We start from the raw sequence: 18,559 nt of genomic DNA on the forward strand, positions 1-18,559 counted from the left end.
CGGCCCTCGTCACACTGCTCGGATCACCTCGCGCGGGCCTGTCGGACGCGCAGGGTGTACGGCGGGCTACCCGCCGCCGCCGATCCAACCACCGTTCCCGTTCCCGTTCCCGTTGCCACCTGTGTCGGGTGAGGGGCTGGCACCCCCGGCGGTCGCGCCCTGCGTGGTCCCGTCGGTGGTTCCGGCGTCCGTGCCGCTGGTCCCGCCTTCGGCCGTCCCGGCGTCGGCGCCCCCGTCGGTCCCGCCGTTCGCATTGCCGCCGTTGTTGTTCTGGCAGTTCAGGTCCCACGTACCGCAGGTATCGGTCGGGTCGGGCGTCGGAGTCTCGGGAGCGCTCGGCGACGGCGTGATGGTCGCTGTTTCGGTCGGCGTCGGCGTGGGCTTCGGGGTGGGGGTCGGAGTGGGGCTCTTCGCGCCGCCGCCGTAGACCGTGTCACCGATCGGCTCCGGCTTCGGGAAGGACACCTTGTCCAGGCCCTCCATCGCCTCGGCCATGTAGTCGTGCCAGATCTGGGCGGGGAACGACGCACCATGGATCGACTTCTCGCCGCCGGTGCCGTACATCTTCTCGAACTTGCGGTCCTTGTGGCTCTCGTTGTCGTCCAGCCGGTACATGCTGATCGCGGTCGACAACTGCGGGGTGTAGCCCACGAACCAGGCGGACAGGTTGTCGTCCGTCGTACCCGTCTTGCCCGCGACGTCCCGCCCGGGAAGCTGGGCGGGCGTACCGGTTCCCTTCTCGACGACGTTCTTGAGCACGTCCGTGACGTTGTCGGCGATGATGTTGGAGAAGGCGCTCTTGGCGACCACCTTGTGCTGGTAGACCACCGCGCCGCCCTTCTTCACCTCCGTCACCGAGAAGGGCTCACGCTGCTGGCCGCTGGCCGCGAACGTGGCGTAGGCACCCGCCATGCGGGTCGCACTGGGCGAGGAGGTACCGATGGAGAACGACGGAACGTTCGCGTTCGCCATGTACTTGTCGTCCTTCAGACCGGCCGCGAGGGCCACGTCCTTCACCTTGTCGGTGCCGACGTCCATGCCCAGCTGGACGTAGGGCGAGTTGGCGGACCACTGCATCGCCTCGCGAAGGGTGATGTTGCCCCGCGACTCATGCCCGTCATTGGCCTGCAGCCACTCCTTGCCGTTCTCGTCCGTCCAGATGTCGCCGTTGTACTTCTTGATCTTCAGCTTGTCGTTGCCGTTGTAGATGCTCTTCGGCGAGACCTTCGTGCGCTCCGACTCGTCCTGCTCGGCATCACCCGAGGGATCACGCTTGCCGTACTCCATAGCGGCAGCCAGCACGAAGGGCTTGAAGGTGGAGCCGACCGCGGCGCCGGTGGGATCGGCGTTGCTGGTGTAGTGCTTCGTCGCGTCCTGGCCGCCGTAGATCGCTTCGATGGCTCCGGTCTTCGGATTCACCGACGAGCCGCCGAACTGGACGTGAGTGTCCTTGTCCGGGCGCTTCTTGGGGTCGATCTTCTCGTCGTAGACCCTCTTGACGGCCTTGCTCAGCTGGTCGACCTTCTTCTTGTCGAAGGTCGTGTGGATCTCGTAGCCGCCCTGGTCGAGCTGGTCGCGGGTGATGTCGTAGTTGCTGAGGAAGTTGGACCTGGCCATCGCGACGAGGTAGCCGATCTGGCCGCCCAGCTGAGCGTCCTTCTTCGGCTTGTCGGGCATCGGGAACTCGGTGTACTTGTCGCGTTCCGACTGCTCCATCCGGCCGTCCTTGACCTCCTCGTCAAGGATCCACTTCCAGCGCTTGATCGCCCGGTCCGTGTTCTTCTGCGGGGTCGCCTGCACTGAGTCGACCTCCGTGGCACCCGCGGGGTCGTAGTAGCTGGCCCCCTTGAGCAGGGTGGCCAGGAAGGCGCACTGGCTCGGATTCAGGTCCTTGGCGTCCTTGCCGTAGTACGTACGCGCCGCCGCCTGGATACCCGAGGCACCACGTCCGTAGTACGAGACGTTGAGGTACCCGGCCATGATCTTCGTCTTGCTCTCCTGCTCGCCGACCTTCAGCGTGATGAAGAGCTCCTCGAACTTCCGGCTCAGGGTCTGTTCCTGGGAGAGCCGGGAGTTCTTCACGTACTGCTGGGTGATCGTCGAGCCACCCTGGGTCTCGCCACCCTTGGCCATGTTGAACACGGCCCGCGCGATACCCATCGGGTCGATGCCGTGGTCGTGGTCGAAGGACTTGTTCTCCGCCGAGATGACGGCGTTGCGCATCGCTTCCGGGATCTGGGCGTAGTCGATGATCTGGCGGTTGGTCTCACCGCCGGTGGCCACCATCTGCGTGCCGTCCGCCCAGAAGTAGACGTTGTTCTCCGCCCTCGCGGCCGCCTGGACCTTGGGAGTGGCGACCATCGCGTACGCGAGGCCGGCAAGCCCCATCAGAAGGCCCAGGAAACCGATGCACAGACCGGAGACCAACTTCCACGACGGCGTCCAGCGCCGCAGGCCCTGCTTGCCCGCGCGGGGGTAGTCGATGAAGCGCTTCCTGACGGGGCGCTGACTGCCGCGCCCCCGGCCGCGGCCGGGGCCCTCCTGGCCGCCGTCCCCGCCGCCACGACGCCGGCCACCACCACCGTCGGAGCCACCGCCGCCACCGGCGCCGCGCTGTGCGGCCCGTCTGGCCGCGGCACGCCCGCCGTACGGGGAATCCTCGCCGTACGAGTCGGAAGGTGACTCGGAAGTTACTCCGCGTGACGGCGCTGCACGGCGTCCGGGGGACTGCTGGGCGGCTCGTCTGGCCGCGGCACGCCCGCCACCTTGTGGTTGCGGCATCTTGCGACGGTGCTCGCTCATCGAACGACTACTCCTCGGGCAGGCGAGAACGCCTGGAAGCGGCAGCTGAGATCCGGTCCCCCCGAATTACGGACCAGCCCTGCGACAGGCTCATCCGCAGTGCATCCGGTTAGTCCGCGAAGACTGACGCGCTCGGACGTCACACGGTTCCCGGTGGTCTGCATGCCGCACAGACTACGCACGGTCAAAACCCTCCTGAGGCCGAACTTCACCCCAAATTACGCAAGTCGGTTGCTACGAATTGGTGATGTGACGCCGCTCACTAAGGCCCCCCTTGTCGCAGCCGCGAGTCCGATCTATCGTGCTGATGTATCGAGTCGATACATCAGCTCGGTACATCGACTCGGTACATCGGCTCGGCACTGGCCACGCGAGAGCACTCGGAGAAGGAGGAGACGAGGTTGAGCAGACGCTCAGGCATCCTCGAGTTCGCCGTTCTCGGACTGCTCCGCGAGTCCCCGATGCACGGCTACGAGCTGCGCAAGCGCCTCAACACCTCGTTGGGGATCTTCCGTGCCTTCAGCTACGGAACCCTCTACCCCTGCCTCAAGACGCTGGTCGCCAACGGCTGGTTGATCGAGGAACCGGGGAACGCTCCACCGGAGCTTCCGCCCGGCGCCGGCCGTGCGGTCGCCCCCGCTTCTTCACTGGCAGGGCGCCGCGCCAAGATCGTCTACCGGTTGACGGCGGAAGGTAAGGAGCACTTCGAGGAACTGCTCTCGCACACCGGCCCCGACTCGTGGGAGGACGAGCACTTCGCTGCTCGTTTCGCCTTCTTCGGGCAGACGGAGCACGAAGTGCGGATGCGGGTGCTGGAAGGCCGTCGCAGCCGGCTGGAGGAGCGTCTCGAGAAGATGAGCGCCTCTCTGGCCCGCACCCGCGAGCGCCTCGACGACTACACACTTGAGCTGCAGCGACACGGCATGGAGTCCGTGGAGCGCGAAGTGCGCTGGCTGAACGAGCTCATCGAGAGCGAGCGGTCGGGACGGGATCAGCGACGATCCTCGCCCGGGGGCTCAGCTCAGCAGAACACCGCAGGAGAGCCGGACGGCCTGCCCCGGCGGGGTAACAACCCGCCGGATCCGTCCGGCGACACCGCCAAGTGAGTTCCCCGCAGATCCGCGGGGGACTCATCAGGAACATCCATTACACACAGGGAGCAACCGGAATGGGTTCGGTTCGCGTAGCCATCGTCGGCGTGGGCAACTGCGCCGCCTCGCTGGTCCAGGGCGTCGAGTACTACAAGGACGCCGATCCGGCCGGCAAGGTGCCCGGTCTGATGCACGTCCAGTTCGGCGAGTACCACGTGCGGGACGTCGAGTTCGTCGCCGCCTTCGACGTCGACGCGAAGAAGGTCGGCCTCGACCTCTCGGACGCCATCGGCGCCAGCGAGAACAACACCATCAAGCTCTGCGACGTGCCGAGCGCCGGCATCACCGTCCAGCGCGGCCACACCCACGACGGCCTGGGCAAGTACTACCGCGAGACCATTGAGGAGTCGCCCGAGGCCCCGGTCGACATCGTCCAGATCCTCAAGGACCGCAAGGTCGACGTCCTCGTCTGCTACCTGCCGGTCGGTTCCGAGGTCGCTGCGAAGTTCTACGCGCAGTGCGCCATCGACGCCAAGGTCGCGTTCGTCAACGCCCTCCCGGTCTTCATCGCCGGCACCAAGGAGTGGGCGGACAAGTTCACCGAGGCCGGTGTCCCGATCGTCGGCGACGACATCAAGTCGCAGGTCGGCGCCACCATTACGCACCGCGTGATGGCGAAGCTGTTCGAGGACCGGGGCGTCGTCCTGGACCGCACGATGCAGCTGAACGTCGGCGGCAACATGGACTTCAAGAACATGCTCGAGCGTGAGCGCCTCGAGTCCAAGAAGATCTCCAAGACGCAGGCCGTCACCTCGCAGATCCGTGACCGCGACCTCGGTGCGGACAACGTCCACATCGGCCCGTCGGACTACGTGGCCTGGCTGGACGACCGCAAGTGGGCGTACGTGCGCCTCGAGGGCCGCGCCTTCGGTGACGTTCCGCTGAACCTGGAGTACAAGCTCGAGGTCTGGGACTCCCCGAACTCGGCCGGTGTCATCATCGACGCCGTCCGCGCTGCGAAGATCGCCAAGGACCGCGGCATCGGCGGCCCGATCCTCTCCGCGTCCTCGTACTTCATGAAGTCCCCGCCGGTTCAGTACTTCGACGACGAGGCCCGCGAGAACGTCGAGAAGTTCATCCGTGGTGAGGTCTCCAACTGACCCACCTGACACGGTGAGTCGGCGCGGCGTGGTGAGGAGCGGCAACGCTCCTTGACTCCCGCACCGTAGAGGGTCCCCGGGCAATCCGCCCGGGGACCCTCTAGGTATGTGACCCTTGCTCCCATGCCCGTCGTGCGTGACCTGCGCGTACTCCTGCGCCTTCGGAACTTCCGCCGCCTGCTGGCCGTGCGGATCCTGTCCCAGTCGGCGGACGGCGTCTATCAGGTCGCCCTCGCGGCGCATGTCGTCTTCTCGCCGGAGAAACAGGCGTCCGCCGGTGCCATCGCCTCCGCGATGGCCGTACTCCTGCTGCCCTATTCGCTCATCGGCCCGTTCGCCGGTGTACTGCTGGACCGCTGGCCGCGCCGGCAGGTCTTCCTCTACGGCAATCTGCTGCGCGCCGCACTCGCCTGTTGCACCGCGCTCCTGATCCTCGGCTCCGCCCCCGACTGGCTCTTCTACGCCTCGGCGCTCTGCGTCACCGCGGTGAACCGCTTCGTCCTGGCCGGCCTCTCCGCCGCGCTGCCACGCGTCGTCGAACCGAACCTGCTGGTGCTGGCCAACTCGCTGTCCCCGACCGCGGGAACCCTCGCCGCCACGGCGGGCGGTGGTCTCGCCTTCGCCGTTCGACTGCTCCTCGCGGACTCCGACGCCGCGGTGGTGCTGCTGGGCGCCGGGCTCTACCTCGCCTCGGCGCTGGCTTCTCTGAGCCTTGCTTCCGGCCTGCTGGGACCGGGCCGGAGTGAGGGCCACCTTCGCCTGCGGGCGGCTCTGACCACCACCGCGCGCGGCCTACGGCACGGAGTGAGCCATCTGGCAGAGCGAAGGGGTGCCGCCCGCGCGCTGGCTGCCATGACGGTGATCCGCTTCTGTTACGGCGCGCTGACCATCATGGTTCTGATGCTGTGCCGGTATGCCTGGACCGACAACGATTCCGACGGGCTGGCGCTGCTCGGCCTGGCGGTCGGGGTGTCCGGTGCGGGGTTCTTCGCGGCGGCCGTGCTGACTCCCTGGGCCGCCGGCCGCCTGGGCAGGTTCCGCTGGATGATGGTGTGTGCCGGGACCGCCGCAGTTCTTGAGCCGGCTCTGGGCCTCTGGTTCCAACCCGCTCCCATGCTCGTCGCAGCGTTCATCCTCGGACTGGTCACTCAGGGAGCGAAGATTGCGACGGACACCGTGGTGCAGACAGCCGTGGACGACGCTTTCCGCGGCAGGATCTTCTCGCTCTACGACGTGCTGTTCAACGTGGCCTTCGTGGGCGCTGCCGCGGCCTCCGCCCTTCTCCTGCCCCCCGATGGGAGATCAGCGACGGTGGTGATCGGGGTGGCCCTGCTCTACGCCCTCGTGGCCCTGATGCTGCTGCGATGGAGCAGGACCGACCGAGGGCGCCGGACCGACCGAGGGCGCCGTTTCACGTGAAACAACGCCCTCGACACAACTGCTTCGGGTCATGTTTCACGTGAAACATGACCCGAAGACCTTCGAACTGGATGAGCCCCGGCAACCTCAGCTCTGCGCCGTCCACCACTTCTTGAGCTCTGCCACTGCCGCGTCGCGCTCCATCGGCCCGTTCTCCAGACGCAGTTCGAGCAGGAACGCGTACGCCTTGCCGATGACCGGCCCGGGTCCGACGTCCAGGATCTGCATGATCTCGTTGCCGTCCAGGTCCGGCCGGATCGAATCCAGTTCCTCCTGGTCCTGCAACTGGGCGATGCGCTCCTCCAGCGCGTCGTAGGTCCGCGAGAGGGCACTGGCCTTGCGCTTGTTCCGTGTGGTGCAGTCCGAGCGGGTCAGCTTGTGCAGCCGCTCCAGCAGGGGGCCAGCATCGCGTACATAGCGGCGGACCGCCGAGTCGGTCCACTCTCCGTCGCCGTACCCGTGGAAGCGCAGGTGCAGTTCCACCAGCTTCGCGACGTCCTTGACCATGTCATTGGAGTACTTGAGGTCGGTCATTCGCTTCTTGACCATCTTGGCGCCCACCACCTCGTGATGGTGGAACGAAACGCGCCCGTCCTTCTCGAACCGCCGCGTCCTCGGCTTGCCGATGTCGTGAAGAAGTGCGGCAAGGCGCAGAACAAGGTCCGGACCGTCCTCCTCCAGGTCGATCGCCTGCTCCAGCACGGTCAGGGAGTGCTCGTACACGTCCTTGTGACGGTGATGCTCGTCACTTTCCAGCCGAAGCGCGGGGAGCTCGGGAAGGACCTGCTCGGCCAGTCCCGTGTCGACGAGGAGCGCGAGCCCCTTACGGGGGTGCGAGGAGAGCAGGAGCTTGTTGAGCTCCTCCCGCACCCTCTCGGCGGAGACGATCTCGATGCGGCCCGCCATCTCCGTCATCGCGGTGACGACGTCCGGAGCGACCTCGAAGTCCAGCTGAGCGGCAAAACGCGCGGCCCGCAGCATGCGCAGGGGGTCGTCGGAGAAGGACTCCTCAGGCGTTCCAGGGGTGCGCAGCACTCGCTCGGCCAGGTCCGCGAGGCCACCGTGCGGATCGATGAACTCTTTCTGCGGCAGCGCGACAGCCATGGCGTTCACGGTGAAATCGCGGCGGACGAGGTCCTCCTCGATTGAGTCACCATAGGAAACCTCGGGCTTCCGCGAGGTCCTGTCGTACGCCTCGGACCGGTATGTGGTGACTTCGATCTGGTACCCGTCCTTCTGGGCCCCGACCGTGCCGAAGGCGATCCCGACCTCCCACACCGAGTCCGCCCAGGGCCTGACGATCTTCAGTACGTCCTCGGGACGCGCATCGGTCGTGAAGTCCAGGTCGTTCCCCAGCCGGCCGAGGAGCGCGTCCCGGACCGAGCCGCCGACCAGGGCAAGACTGAATCCGGCATCCTCGAATCGGCGGGCGAGATCGTCGGCGACCGGGGACACCCGCAGCAGTTCGCTGACTGCGCGGAGCTGCACCTGGGTCAGGGCGCTGGAGTTGTCTTCATTGGCGTTCGGCACAACAGAAAAGGGTACGTGCCCGGACCGGCCCGGGCGTCATGGTTTCCGTTCGCCGTACGAGACCCTCCCGCCCGTGTGACGCACTCCCTGGCACTTGGCCGCGGCGCAGATCGTTACCATGCGGGAACGCAGCAACGAACAACGATCGACAGCAGCTGACGACGACGAGGGACGGATACGCGTGGCCGAGGCGGCAGACAACCAGGGGACGAGTCCCTCTCCTGCCCGCCGGTGGCTGCGGCGCACAGCCGCCGCGCTCGCCGGGGCTCCCCTCGTCGCCGCCGTGCTGGCCGGGGTGGCAGCCCCGCAGGCGCAGGCCGGCGGGACGAGCAAGGCTCCGGCGGAGTCCAGCACCGTCGCGGTATCCCTGGACACCCTGACTCCGAGCGCCCCGGTGAAGGGGGACACGCTCACCGTCTCCGGCACTCTGGTCAACAAGGGCAAGGACGCCGTCACCGACGCACAGGTCGATCTGCGTGTGGGCCCGCGGCTCTACGGCAGGACGTCGATCGACGCGGCCGCTCAGCGCACGGGGTACGCCTCGGGGACGGACCCCTACCCCCTCGGGGGCAAGTACACCGTCAAGATCGCCAAGCTTCCTTCGGGCATCAGCCAGGACTTCACTCTGTCTGTGCCGGTCAGCAAGCTGGAACTCGGCGACGACGGCGTCTACCAACTGGGCGTCTCCCTGTCGGGCCAAACAGCTCGCGCTCAGTACGACCACGTGCTCGGTATCAAGTGGACTTTCCTGCCGTGGCAGAACGAGAGCAGTGACTCCAAGACGGGGGTCAGTTACCTCTGGCCACTGATCGCCTCGGCGCATCTCACCGCGGAGACCGGCTCCGACGAGCAGCAGACCCCGGTGTTCGCCGATGACGACCTGGCGGCCGAGATCGCACCGGGCGGCCGCCTCGAACGGATGGTGTCGCTCGGCAGCCAGCTGCCCGTGACCTGGGTCATCGACCCGGATCTGCTCGCCAGCGTCGACGCCATGACCAAGAGCTATCGCGTCAAGGCGGGTGACACCACGGTCGCCGGAACGAACCAGGCCGTGGCCAAGAAGTGGCTCAGTTCGCTGGAAGCCGCTGTGGCCGAGGGCAAGGTCGTCGCCCTGCCCTTCGCGGACCCCGACCTCGCTTCCATCGCACACCGCGGCAAGAACGTGTCGGGCACGCTCAGCCACCTCCAGACGGCCAGCGAGGTCTCCGGGATGACGGTGGAGACGATCCTCCACCTGAAGCCGTCGACCGACTTCGCCTGGCCCGTCGACGGTGCGATCGACCCGTCCATCGTGGATGTCGCCACCTCGACCGGTGCCCACAACGTGATCGCCCGCAGCGACAGCCTGGACGAGACCGGCAGCCTGTCGTACACGCCGACCGCCGCCCGGCCGATCGGCGGCGGCACCACCGCGGTCGTCTCCGACGCCCGTCTCTCCACGGCCTTCCAGGGCGACATGGCGAAGGCCGGGGACTCCACGATCGCCGTGCAGAAGTTCCTCGCGCTCACCCTCGCTCTGTCGCAGCAGGACACGGACAAGGACCGCGACATCGTCGTGGCGCCCCAGCGCATGCCGACCATCGCGCAGGCCCAGTCGATGGCCCGTGCCCTTCACGCCCTCGACGACGGGCGCTGGACGCAGTCCCGGACCCTGATGCAGGCCGCATCTGCGAAGCCCGACGCGAAGGCGACCACCACGGTCCCCCGGACGTCCCAGTACCCGAAGAAGCTGCGCAGCCAGGAGCTGCCCACCCAGGCCTTCCAGGACATCAAGTCCACCCAGGCATCCCTCGACAACTTCCAAGTCATCCTCACCCAGCCCGAGCGGGTGGTGACCCCCTTCGGCAACGCCATCAACCGGTCCATGTCGATGTCGTGGCGGGGCAAGCCCCTGGAGGCCCAGCAGTACCGGGACTCGGTGCGCACCTACCTCCAGGGCCTCACCAGCGAGGTCCAGCTCATCTCGAAGTCGGATGTCACCCTGTCCGGCCGCAGCGCCACGATTCCCGTGACGGTGCAGAACAGACTGCTCCAGAACGTCGATCACCTGGTACTCCGGCTGAAGTCGGAGAACGCGACGCGTCTTGAGCTGAACGACGGCGGCGCCGTGGCGGAGCAGCCGATCCAGATCGGCGCCGGCCACAGCCAGTCCGTCAAATTCGATGCCGCGGCCAACATCAACGGCCAGGTACAGATGACCGCGCAGCTCTATACGGAGGACGGCAGGCCGTACGGTGCGGAGATGGCCTTCACCGTGAAGGTGTCCGAGCTCACCCCGACCGTGCTGCTCGTGATCGCCGGCGGCCTCCTGCTCCTGGTCCTCGCCGGAATCCGGATGTATGCACATCGCAAGCGTGCCAACGCGGGCGGCGCGGCGGGCGACGACGGCAGTGAACCCGAGCAGCCGAGTGACCCGACGCCGGACACCGGTCCTGAAAGCACGGAGCCGTCGGGCACGGGTGAGAAAGTGGACCGTTGAGCGATGTCTGTCGTGGCCGGTCGGCCGGGGACGATGAGGTGGGGTTTCGATGAACGCGCCGTACGACGGTGATCGCGGTCAGGGTACGGGCGGAGCTGGGTATCCCGGTGGGCCACCGGTGCCCTCCGGTCCGGAGCAGGTGCCGCCTGCCCCGGACCCGTATCTGCAGGCCGCGTACGACTACGACCCCTACCGGGCCCAGGACCTCTCCGCCCAGGACCCGGTGAGCGAGGCGCTGTACGACCGCGCCGCGCATCCGCCGCCTCCCCCGGGCACCTACCAGCAGCCGCAGCCGCTCTACCAGCAGCCACCGGCCGCCCAGTACGCACCCGACCCCCGGATCTGGGCGCAGACCCCGCCCCCCGAGCCGGACGGCCCGTCGCGCCACCTGCCGTACGGGGACGACGCCGCGACGACCCAGTTCGTGGGCGTGGACGATCTCGTCACCCAGGCATCGACGAACCGCGAGGAGCCGGACGCGTTCGCGCATCTCTTCCGGGACCAGGAGGGCCCGGCCGCAGGGTCCCCGGGCCCGGACCGGCCCGAGCCGGTCCCCGCCCCCGCGCCGCCGAAGTCCGGCGGCGGGCGGGCATCCGGTCTGCTGAAGTCCAGCGCGATCATGGCCGCCGGCACCCTCGTCTCACGGCTCACCGGGTTCGTGCGAAGCCTGGTGATCACCGCCGCGCTCGGCGCGGCCCTGCTCGGCGACAGCTTCACCATCGCGTACACGCTGCCGACGATGATCTACATCCTCACCGTGGGCGGCGGCCTCAACTCCGTTTTCGTCCCGCAGCTCGTCCGCTCGATGAAGGACGACGAGGACGGCGGCGAGGCCTACGCCAACCGGCTGCTGACCCTCGTGATGGTCGCGCTCGGGCTGATCGTCGCCCTCGCGGTCTTCGCCGCGCCCTTCCTCATCCGCCTGATGTCATCGACGATCGCCGGCGATCCCGCAGCCAACAACGTGGCCACCACCTTCGCCCGGTACTGCCTGCCCACCATCTTCTTCATGGGTGTGCACGTCGTCATGGGCCAGATCCTCAACGCCCGCGGGAAGTTCGGCGCGATGATGTGGACCCCGGTCCTCAACAACATCGTCATGATCGTCACGTTCGGGCTGTTCATCTGGGTGTACGGCACTTCGCACGAGTCCCAGATGGGCGTCACGACGATTCCGCCGGAGGGCGTCCGGCTGCTGGGCATCGGCACCCTGCTCGGCCTGGTCGTCCAGGCCCTGGCCATGATCCCGTATCTGCGCGAGGCCGGATTCCGCTTCCGTCCGCGCTTCGACTGGAGGGGCCACGGGCTCGGCAAGACGGTCAAGCTGGCCAAGTGGACGGTGCTGTTCGTCCTCGCCAACCAGGCCGGTGTGCTGGTCGTCACCCAGCTCGCGACCTCCGCGGGCAAGTCGTCCGGCCAGAACGGGGCGGGCTTCCTCGCGTACTCCAACGCTCAGCTGATCTGGGGCATGCCGCAGGCGATCATCACCGTGTCGGTCATGGCCGCGCTGCTGCCGCGCATCTCCCGTGCCGCCCACGACAACGACCCGGGCGCGGTCCGCGACGACATCTCCCAGGGCCTGCGCAACTCGGCGGTGGCCATCGTGCCGGTCGCCTTCGGCTTCCTCGCCCTGGGCGTGCCGATGTGCACCCTGCTCTACGCCTCCAGCGGCCCCGAGGCCGCCCGCTCCATGGGATTCATCCTGATGGCCTTCGGCCTCGGCCTGATTCCCTACTCCGTGCAGTACGTGGTGCTGCGTGGGTTCTACGCGTACGAGGACACCCGTACGCCCTTCTACAACACGGTCATCGTCGCCCTCGTCAACGCGGCCGCCTCGGCCATCTGCTACGTCGTGCTGCCCGCCCAGTGGGCCGTGGTCGGCATGGCGGCCTCGTACGGACTCGCGTACGCCGTCGGGGTCGGCATCGCCTGGCGCCGGCTGCGCAACCGTCTCGGCGGCGACCTGGACGGCGCTCACGTCCTGCGCACCTACGCCCGGCTCTGCCTCGCCGCAATCCCTGCGGCTGTCCTCGGCGGCGGCGTGGGATTCGCCCTTCTCCACACACTCGGCGACGGCGCCTCGGGCTCGCTCCTGGCGCTGCTCTGCGGTGGGATCGTGCTGCTGGGCGTCTTCGTCGTCGCGGCGAAGCGGATGCGGATCGAAGAGATCAACGGCATGGTCGGCATGGTCCGAGGACGGCTCGGCCGCTGAGGATCACCGGCCTGCACAACCATCGCCGGTCTCCGCGTGTCGTGCATGGTGCCGGAGTGTGGGCACAATTGGCATGACTGTGCGGGGCTGGCTGGCATCGCCCAACGGATGGGGAGGCAGGAACGACGGTGGCGGAACGTAGCACGGCTGCCGTCGACGTGGCCGACAACAGTGGCGACAAGCCGCTGGCCGCGAAGGCGGACGAGGCCACGAGCGACGGTACGGCAGAAGCTCAGGATTCAACGGGCACAGGCCCTCAGGACACAGAGAGCGGGACGAGCGCCTTCGAGGTGTCGACCCCTGATCTGCACAGTGGTCACAAGCTCGCAGGGCGCTACCGGCTCGAGGAGTGCGTCACCCGTCTGGACGGGTTCAGCAGCTGGCGCGCTGTCGACGAGAAACTGCGCCGCGCGGTGGGCGTCCACCTCCTGCCCGCAGACCATCCGCGGGCCCGCTCCGTGCTGGCCGCGGCCCGGTCCTCCGCCCTGCTCGGCGACCCCCGCTTCGTGCAGGTCCTCGACGCCGTGGAGGAGAACGACCTCGTCTACGTCGTCCACGAATGGCTTCCCGACGCCACCGAGCTGACCGCCCTCCTGGGCGCAGGGCCGATGGACGCCCACGACGCCTATCAGCTCGTCAGTCAGATCTCCCAGGCCATGGCCGCCGCACACCGCGAGGGTCTGGCCCATCTGCGACTCACGCCCGGAGCGGTGTTGCGCAGCTCCTCGGGTCAGTACCGCATCCGCGGCCTCGCGGTGAACGCCGCCCTGCGGGGGATCACCTCCGACGGGCCGCAGCGCGCCGACACCGAGGCGATCGGCGCCCTCCTGTACGCCGCTCTGACCCAGCGGTGGCCGTACGAGAGCGATGCCTACGGCCTCACCGGACTCCCGAAGGGCGTGGGGCTGATCGCACCCGACCAGGTGCGGGCCGGCGTCCACCGCGGTCTCTCCGAGATCGCCATGCGGGCGCTCGCCAACGACGGAGCCACGGCCTCCCGTCAGGAACAGCCGTGCACCACCCCGGACGAGCTCGCCAAGGCCGTCGCGGCGATGCCGCGCATCCGCCCGCCCGAGCCCACGTTCACCGCGCCGCCCGAGTACCAGCGGACCACCTACCAGCAGGGCACCTATGGGCGCCCTGCCGGGCCCGGCCCCGGCGTCACCCAGCCCGTCGCCGCGCCTCCCGCGCCTCTCCAGAGCCGCACCGGGAAGGCACTCAAGTGGGCGGTGTCCGCACTGCTCATCGCCGCGCTGGGACTCGGCAGCTGGCAGCTCGCGGAGACGCTCCTGGACCGTGACAACAGCTCCGACGACCCGGGGACGACCCAGACCAACCCGGAGAACGGCGACAAGAACCCGGTCGTGCAGAGCAAGCCGGTCCCGATCATCAGCGCCCGGGACTACGACCCGCTCGGCGACGGGTCCGAGAAGCCCCAGAGCATAAAGAATGTCTACGACGGGGACGCTGCAACCTACTGGAACACCGACGGCTACTTCACCGCCGACTTCGGCAAACTGAAGGAGGGCGTCGGGGTCGTGCTCGACCTGGGGAAGGTGCAGCAGGTCAGCGCGGTGGATGTGACCTTCCTGGGGGGCGCCACCTCGGTCGAGTTGCGGACCACCACCAGTTCCGAGGTGCCAAGTGGACCCACCGGCTTCAGCAAGGTCGCTCACGGTTCTGGAACGAAGGTGGCACTCAAGCCTGGCGAACCCGTACAGGCGCGGTACCTTCTGGTCTGGCTCACCGAACTGCCTCAGAGCGACACAGGGAACTTCCGGGGCAAGATCTCAGACATCAAGGTCACAAGCTGACGGCACCAAGGGAGGGGGCTCACCGTTGGACGACACCAGTTTCGCCGACACGTCCGACCAGGATCTCCTGGCCAGCCACGTAGCCGGTGAACCGGACGCCTTCGGTGAGCTCGTACGACGCCATCGCGACCGGCTGTGGGCCGTGGCGCTGCGGACCCTGGGGGACCGTGAGGAAGCGGCCGATGCCGTGCAGGACGCCCTGATATCTGCCTTCCGAGCCGCCCACACCTTCCGTGGCCAGTCCGCCGTCACCACCTGGCTGCACCGGATCACGGTCAACGCCTGCCTCGACCGGGTCCGCAAGGCCGCCTCACGGAAGACCGCGCCGGTCGACGACCCGGAGCGGCTCGACCGGCTCATGGAGCCCCACGAGTCCGCCGAAGCGCCGGCCGAGCGCCAGGACCTTCAGCGCGAACTGCTCGCAGCCCTGGCCACCCTCCCCGCCGAGCAACGCGCCGCCCTCGTTCTCGTCGATATGCAGGGGTACCCGGTGGCGGAGGCGGCCCGCATCCTCGATGTGCCGGTCGGCACCGTGAAGAGCCGCTGTGCGCGGGGACGCGCCAGGCTGGCCCCTCAGCTCACGCATCTCCGCAGCAGGAGTAGCGACAGCGAGGGGCAGGGAACGGAAGGGAACCGGACACCGAGAGCATCCGTCCCACCGGCGGCGAGGCCTAGAGACGCGGGCACAAGTGATCCAGCGGCAGCGAAGGGCGGAGGTGGACGCACATGACATCAACGACCGACACGACCCAGCACCCGGACGTCGCGGAGATCTCCGATCTCACCGAGGGCCTGCTCCCCCCGTCCCGTGCCGAGGAGGTCCGAGACCATCTGGCCGGCTGTGAGGGCTGCTCCGATGTCCTCTCCTCTCTGGAGGAGATCCGTGGACTCCTGGGCACCCTGCCCGCTGCTGCACCCATGCCCGCCGATGTCGCGGACCGCATAGACGCCGCACTCGCGAACGAAGCACGAGGGCTCACTCCGTCCGCGGCACCCGCCGCCACGACAGATGTTTCACGTGAAACAGAGCCCGCTGCCGCGGCGAAGGAGCTCGCGGACCGTCCCGCAGGACGCTCACGCGCCGCCACCGGTCCCGGCCGCCGTGCTGTCCGTCGGCGGCGCCGAAACGCAGTGCTCGGCGCCGCACTCGGCGCCGCTGTCGTCAGCGTGAGTGTCCTGCTTCTGCAGAACGTCACCTCGTCGGGGAGCTCGGACAGTCTCAAGGCGGCCGACCAAGGCGTCAGCGCTTCCCAGGAGGGATCACAGGCGTTCTCGCAGTCCACACTGGAAAAGCGGGTTCACAGTCTTCTGGGCTCCCGCACGGACACGGTCGGCCCGCAGGAATCCAGCAGCGAAAAGCAGGATCCCTCCGCTGACACGAAGTCCTCGGCCGAATCCACGTCGCCCACATCCGCATCACCTCAAACCCCGCTCCGCGCTCCCTCCGTGACCGTCCCTCCCTGTATCGAGCAGGGCACCGGCCGGAACACCGCCGCCCTCGCCATCGAGCGGGGCACCTACGAGGGCGCCGACGCCTTCCTCGTCGTCCTGCCGCATCCCACGGACGCCACCCAGGTCCAGGCCTATGTGGTCGACGCGGCCTGTGTCGGCGCCGAGCCCGCGGCCAAGGGGCAGCTCCTGCTGACGCACGCCTACCCGCGCCCCTGAGAATCCCGCCGGATGCCGCCCCGGCACGTCGGGAATGCATCCCCCGTAGGATCCGTTGGGTGGGGTGAGAGTCGTTGAACCGACCCCAGTAGGCGTGGACAGTAGGCAGTCTGCAGAGACGAGGAAGAAACCCGTGAGCGACGTGCGTAATGTGATCATCATCGGCTCCGGCCCGGCGGGCTACACAGCCGCCCTGTACACCGCGCGCGCCTCGCTGAAGCCGCTGGTGTTCGAGGGCGCCGTCACCGCAGGTGGCGCGTTGATGAACACCACCGACGTGGAGAACTTCCCCGGTTTCCAGGACGGAATCATGGGCCCGGAGCTCATGGACAACATGCGCGCCCAGGCCGAGCGCTTCGGTGCCGAGCTCATCCCTGACGACGTGGTCTCCGTGGACCTCACCGGTGACATCAAGACGGTCACCGACACCGCCGGCACGGTGCACCGCGCCAAGGCCGTCATCGTCACCACCGGTTCGCAGCACCGCAAGCTCGGTCTGCCCAACGAGGACGCCCTCTCCGGACGCGGCGTCTCCTGGTGCGCGACCTGTGACGGCTTCTTCTTCAAGGACCAGGACATCGCCGTGGTCGGCGGCGGCGACACCGCGATGGAAGAGGCCACGTTCCTCTCCCGTTTCGCCAAGTCGGTCACCATCGTTCACCGCCGCGACTCCCTGCGTGCCTCCAAGGCCATGCAGGACCGCGCATTCGCCGACCCGAAGATCAAGTTCGCCTGGGACAGCGAGGTCGCCGGTGTCCACGGCGAGCAGAAGCTCTCCGGCCTGACCCTGCGCAACACGAAGACCGGCGAGACGTCCGAGCTCCCCGTGACCGGCCTGTTCATCGCCGTCGGCCACGACCCGCGCACGGAACTCTTCAAGGGTCAGCTCGACCTCGATGACGAGGGCTACCTCAAGGTCACCGCCCCCTCGACGCGCACCAACCTCACCGGTGTCTTCGGTGCGGGCGACGTCGTCGACCACACCTACCGGCAGGCCATCACCGCTGCCGGCACCGGCTGCTCCGCCGCCCTCGACGCCGAGCGCTTCCTGGCCGCGCTCGCCGACGACGAGAAGGCCGCCGCAGCCACCGTCTGATCCATGCCTCACCCCACACCCCGCGAAGTTAAGGAGGCCGCCGTGGCCGGCGCCCTGAAGAACGTGACCGACGACTCGTTCGACGAGGTCGTCCTGAAGAGCGACAAGCCCGTGCTGGTGGACTTCTGGGCTGCCTGGTGCGGCCCGTGCCGTCAGATCGCCCCCTCGCTGGAGGCGATCGCCGCCGAGCACGGCGAGATCGAGATCGTCAAGCTCAACATCGACGAGAACCCGGCCACCGCTGCCAAGTACGGCGTCATGTCCATCCCGACGCTGAACGTCTACCAGGGTGGCGAGGTCGCCAAGACCATCGTCGGTGCCAAGCCGAAGGCCGCGATCCTCCGCGACCTCGAAGGCTTCATCACCGAGTAGGTGGAAGCCGCAGTAGCGTTGTTTCACGTGAAACGGGCCCGTCCCCCCTGAGGGACGGGCCCGTTTCACGTACGTGGTCACAACGGCCGCAGCACGGGTTCCTTCTGTACGACCCCCAGCAACCGGTCCAGGGCCATTTCGACGTCTTCCTTCCACGAAAGCGTCGTACGCAGCTCCAGCCTCATCCGGGGGTGCACCGGGTGGGGCCGGACCGTCTTGAAGCCCACCGCCAGCAGATGATCTGCAGGCAGCACGCAGGCGGGTTCCTTCCAGCGGGCGTCCCCGAAGGCCTCGATCGCCTTGAACCCCCGGCGGAGCAGATCCTTGGCAACCGTCTGCACCATCACCCGGCCCAGCCCCTGGCCCTGGTATCCCGGCAGGATCAAGGCCGTCATCAACTGGACCGCATCGGGGGAGACAGGACTCGTCGGAAACGCCGTCGCTCTCGGCACGTAGGCGGGCGGGGCGTAGAGGACGAATCCGACCGGCACATCGTCGACATAGACCACGCGGCCGCAGGACCCCCACTCAAGCAGGACGGCGGAAATCCACGCCTCCTTCTCCAGCTCGGCCCTGCCGCCGTTGACCGCGGCATTGCCCCTCACCGGATCGAGCTCCCAGAACACACACGAGCGGCAGCGCTGGGGGAGATCAGACAGGTTGTCCAGCGTGAGCGGTACGAGCCGACGCCCCATGAAGGCTGTTCCTCACTTCCTTCACCCACCGCATCGCCTGACGGCCGGTGCACTCCGTTCACGGAGGTGGATCAATTGGATGCGCCCTACCAGAACGCATCGTATCCACCGAGGGATCAAGCCGACACCGTGAAAAAGCAAAGGGCGAACCGTCTTCCCGCGGCCGCCTGGCACAGAAAGCAAAAGGCGGGCTGTTCTCCGTCACTCACCGGAGCACAGCC

General features: G+C 67.9%; 13 protein-coding genes. 10 read left to right on the forward strand and 3 right to left on the reverse strand.

The window, feature by feature from the left end; translation table 11 throughout:
• Positions 1-66: 66 nt before the first annotated feature.
• Positions 67-2,802 carry a transglycosylase domain-containing protein gene (locus ACIBJG_RS04260; protein ID WP_399303725.1) on the reverse strand — a complete coding sequence of 912 codons (2,736 nt, stop codon included), beginning with the start codon at positions 2,800-2,802 and terminating at the stop codon, positions 67-69.
• A 401-nt stretch (positions 2,803-3,203) separates the two neighbouring features.
• Here ACIBJG_RS04260 and ACIBJG_RS04265 point away from each other — a divergent pair, with 401 nt between their 5' ends.
• The 3 genes from ACIBJG_RS04265 to ACIBJG_RS04275 all read left to right on the forward strand — a co-directional run bounded on the left by ACIBJG_RS04265 (position 3,204) and on the right by ACIBJG_RS04275 (position 6,472).
• On the forward strand, positions 3,204-3,908 hold the full coding sequence (locus tag ACIBJG_RS04265) for a PadR family transcriptional regulator (protein ID WP_399303727.1): 705 nt from the start codon (positions 3,204-3,206) through the stop codon (positions 3,906-3,908).
• 62 nt (positions 3,909-3,970) lie between these two features.
• A complete protein-coding gene (locus ACIBJG_RS04270; protein WP_399303729.1) occupies positions 3,971-5,053 on the forward strand; it encodes an inositol-3-phosphate synthase in 1,083 nt (360 codons plus the stop codon).
• 123 nt (positions 5,054-5,176) lie between these two features.
• Positions 5,177-6,472 (forward strand): MFS transporter, encoded by a 1,296-nt coding sequence (locus ACIBJG_RS04275; RefSeq protein WP_399303731.1) that lies wholly within the window; start codon positions 5,177-5,179, stop codon positions 6,470-6,472.
• Positions 6,473-6,559: 87 nt separating this feature from the next.
• Here ACIBJG_RS04275 and ACIBJG_RS04280 read toward each other — a convergent pair whose 3' ends face one another.
• Positions 6,560-8,002, reverse strand: a complete 1,443-nt coding sequence (locus tag ACIBJG_RS04280) for a CCA tRNA nucleotidyltransferase (protein WP_399303733.1) — start codon at positions 8,000-8,002, stop codon at positions 6,560-6,562.
• A gap of 181 nt (positions 8,003-8,183) precedes the next feature.
• Between ACIBJG_RS04280 and ACIBJG_RS04285 the strand changes: the two genes are divergently transcribed.
• The 7 genes from ACIBJG_RS04285 to trxA all read left to right on the forward strand — a co-directional run bounded on the left by ACIBJG_RS04285 (position 8,184) and on the right by trxA (position 17,643).
• Complete coding sequence (locus tag ACIBJG_RS04285; RefSeq protein WP_399303735.1) at positions 8,184-10,481, forward strand: DUF6049 family protein; 2,298 nt, start codon at positions 8,184-8,186, stop codon at positions 10,479-10,481.
• Between the two features lie 49 nt (positions 10,482-10,530).
• On the forward strand, positions 10,531-12,693 hold the full coding sequence (gene murJ, locus ACIBJG_RS04290) for a murein biosynthesis integral membrane protein MurJ (protein WP_399303737.1): 2,163 nt from the start codon (positions 10,531-10,533) through the stop codon (positions 12,691-12,693).
• 128 nt (positions 12,694-12,821) lie between these two features.
• Positions 12,822-14,507, forward strand: a complete 1,686-nt coding sequence (locus ACIBJG_RS04295) for a serine/threonine protein kinase (protein WP_399303740.1) — start codon at positions 12,822-12,824, stop codon at positions 14,505-14,507.
• Between the two features lie 25 nt (positions 14,508-14,532).
• Positions 14,533-15,237 carry an RNA polymerase sigma factor SigM gene (gene sigM, locus ACIBJG_RS04300; protein WP_399303742.1) on the forward strand — a complete coding sequence of 235 codons (705 nt, stop codon included), beginning with the start codon at positions 14,533-14,535 and terminating at the stop codon, positions 15,235-15,237.
• Positions 15,234-16,175, forward strand: coding sequence for an anti-sigma factor family protein (locus ACIBJG_RS04305; protein ID WP_399303744.1), 942 nt, complete (start codon positions 15,234-15,236; stop codon positions 16,173-16,175). Before sigM ends, ACIBJG_RS04305 begins: the two co-directional genes overlap by 4 nt.
• Positions 16,176-16,308: 133 nt before the next feature.
• On the forward strand, positions 16,309-17,271 hold the full coding sequence (gene trxB / locus ACIBJG_RS04310; RefSeq protein WP_399303746.1) for a thioredoxin-disulfide reductase: 963 nt from the start codon (positions 16,309-16,311) through the stop codon (positions 17,269-17,271).
• 42 nt (positions 17,272-17,313) lie between these two features.
• The gene (gene trxA / locus ACIBJG_RS04315; protein ID WP_219569130.1) at positions 17,314-17,643 is read left to right on the forward strand and encodes a thioredoxin; all 330 of its coding nucleotides are present in this window, start codon (positions 17,314-17,316) and stop codon (positions 17,641-17,643) included.
• Between the two features lie 77 nt (positions 17,644-17,720).
• Here the strand turns inward: trxA and ACIBJG_RS04320 are convergent, their stop codons facing one another.
• Positions 17,721-18,338: a GNAT family N-acetyltransferase gene (locus ACIBJG_RS04320; RefSeq protein WP_399303748.1), complete on the reverse strand. Its 618-nt coding sequence runs from the start codon at positions 18,336-18,338 to the stop codon at positions 17,721-17,723.
• Positions 18,339-18,559: the final 221 nt, after the last annotated feature.

It is taken from the genome of Streptomyces sp. NPDC050422 (assembly GCF_044458665.1).
Lineage (GTDB): Bacteria > Actinomycetota > Actinomycetes > Streptomycetales > Streptomycetaceae > Streptomyces.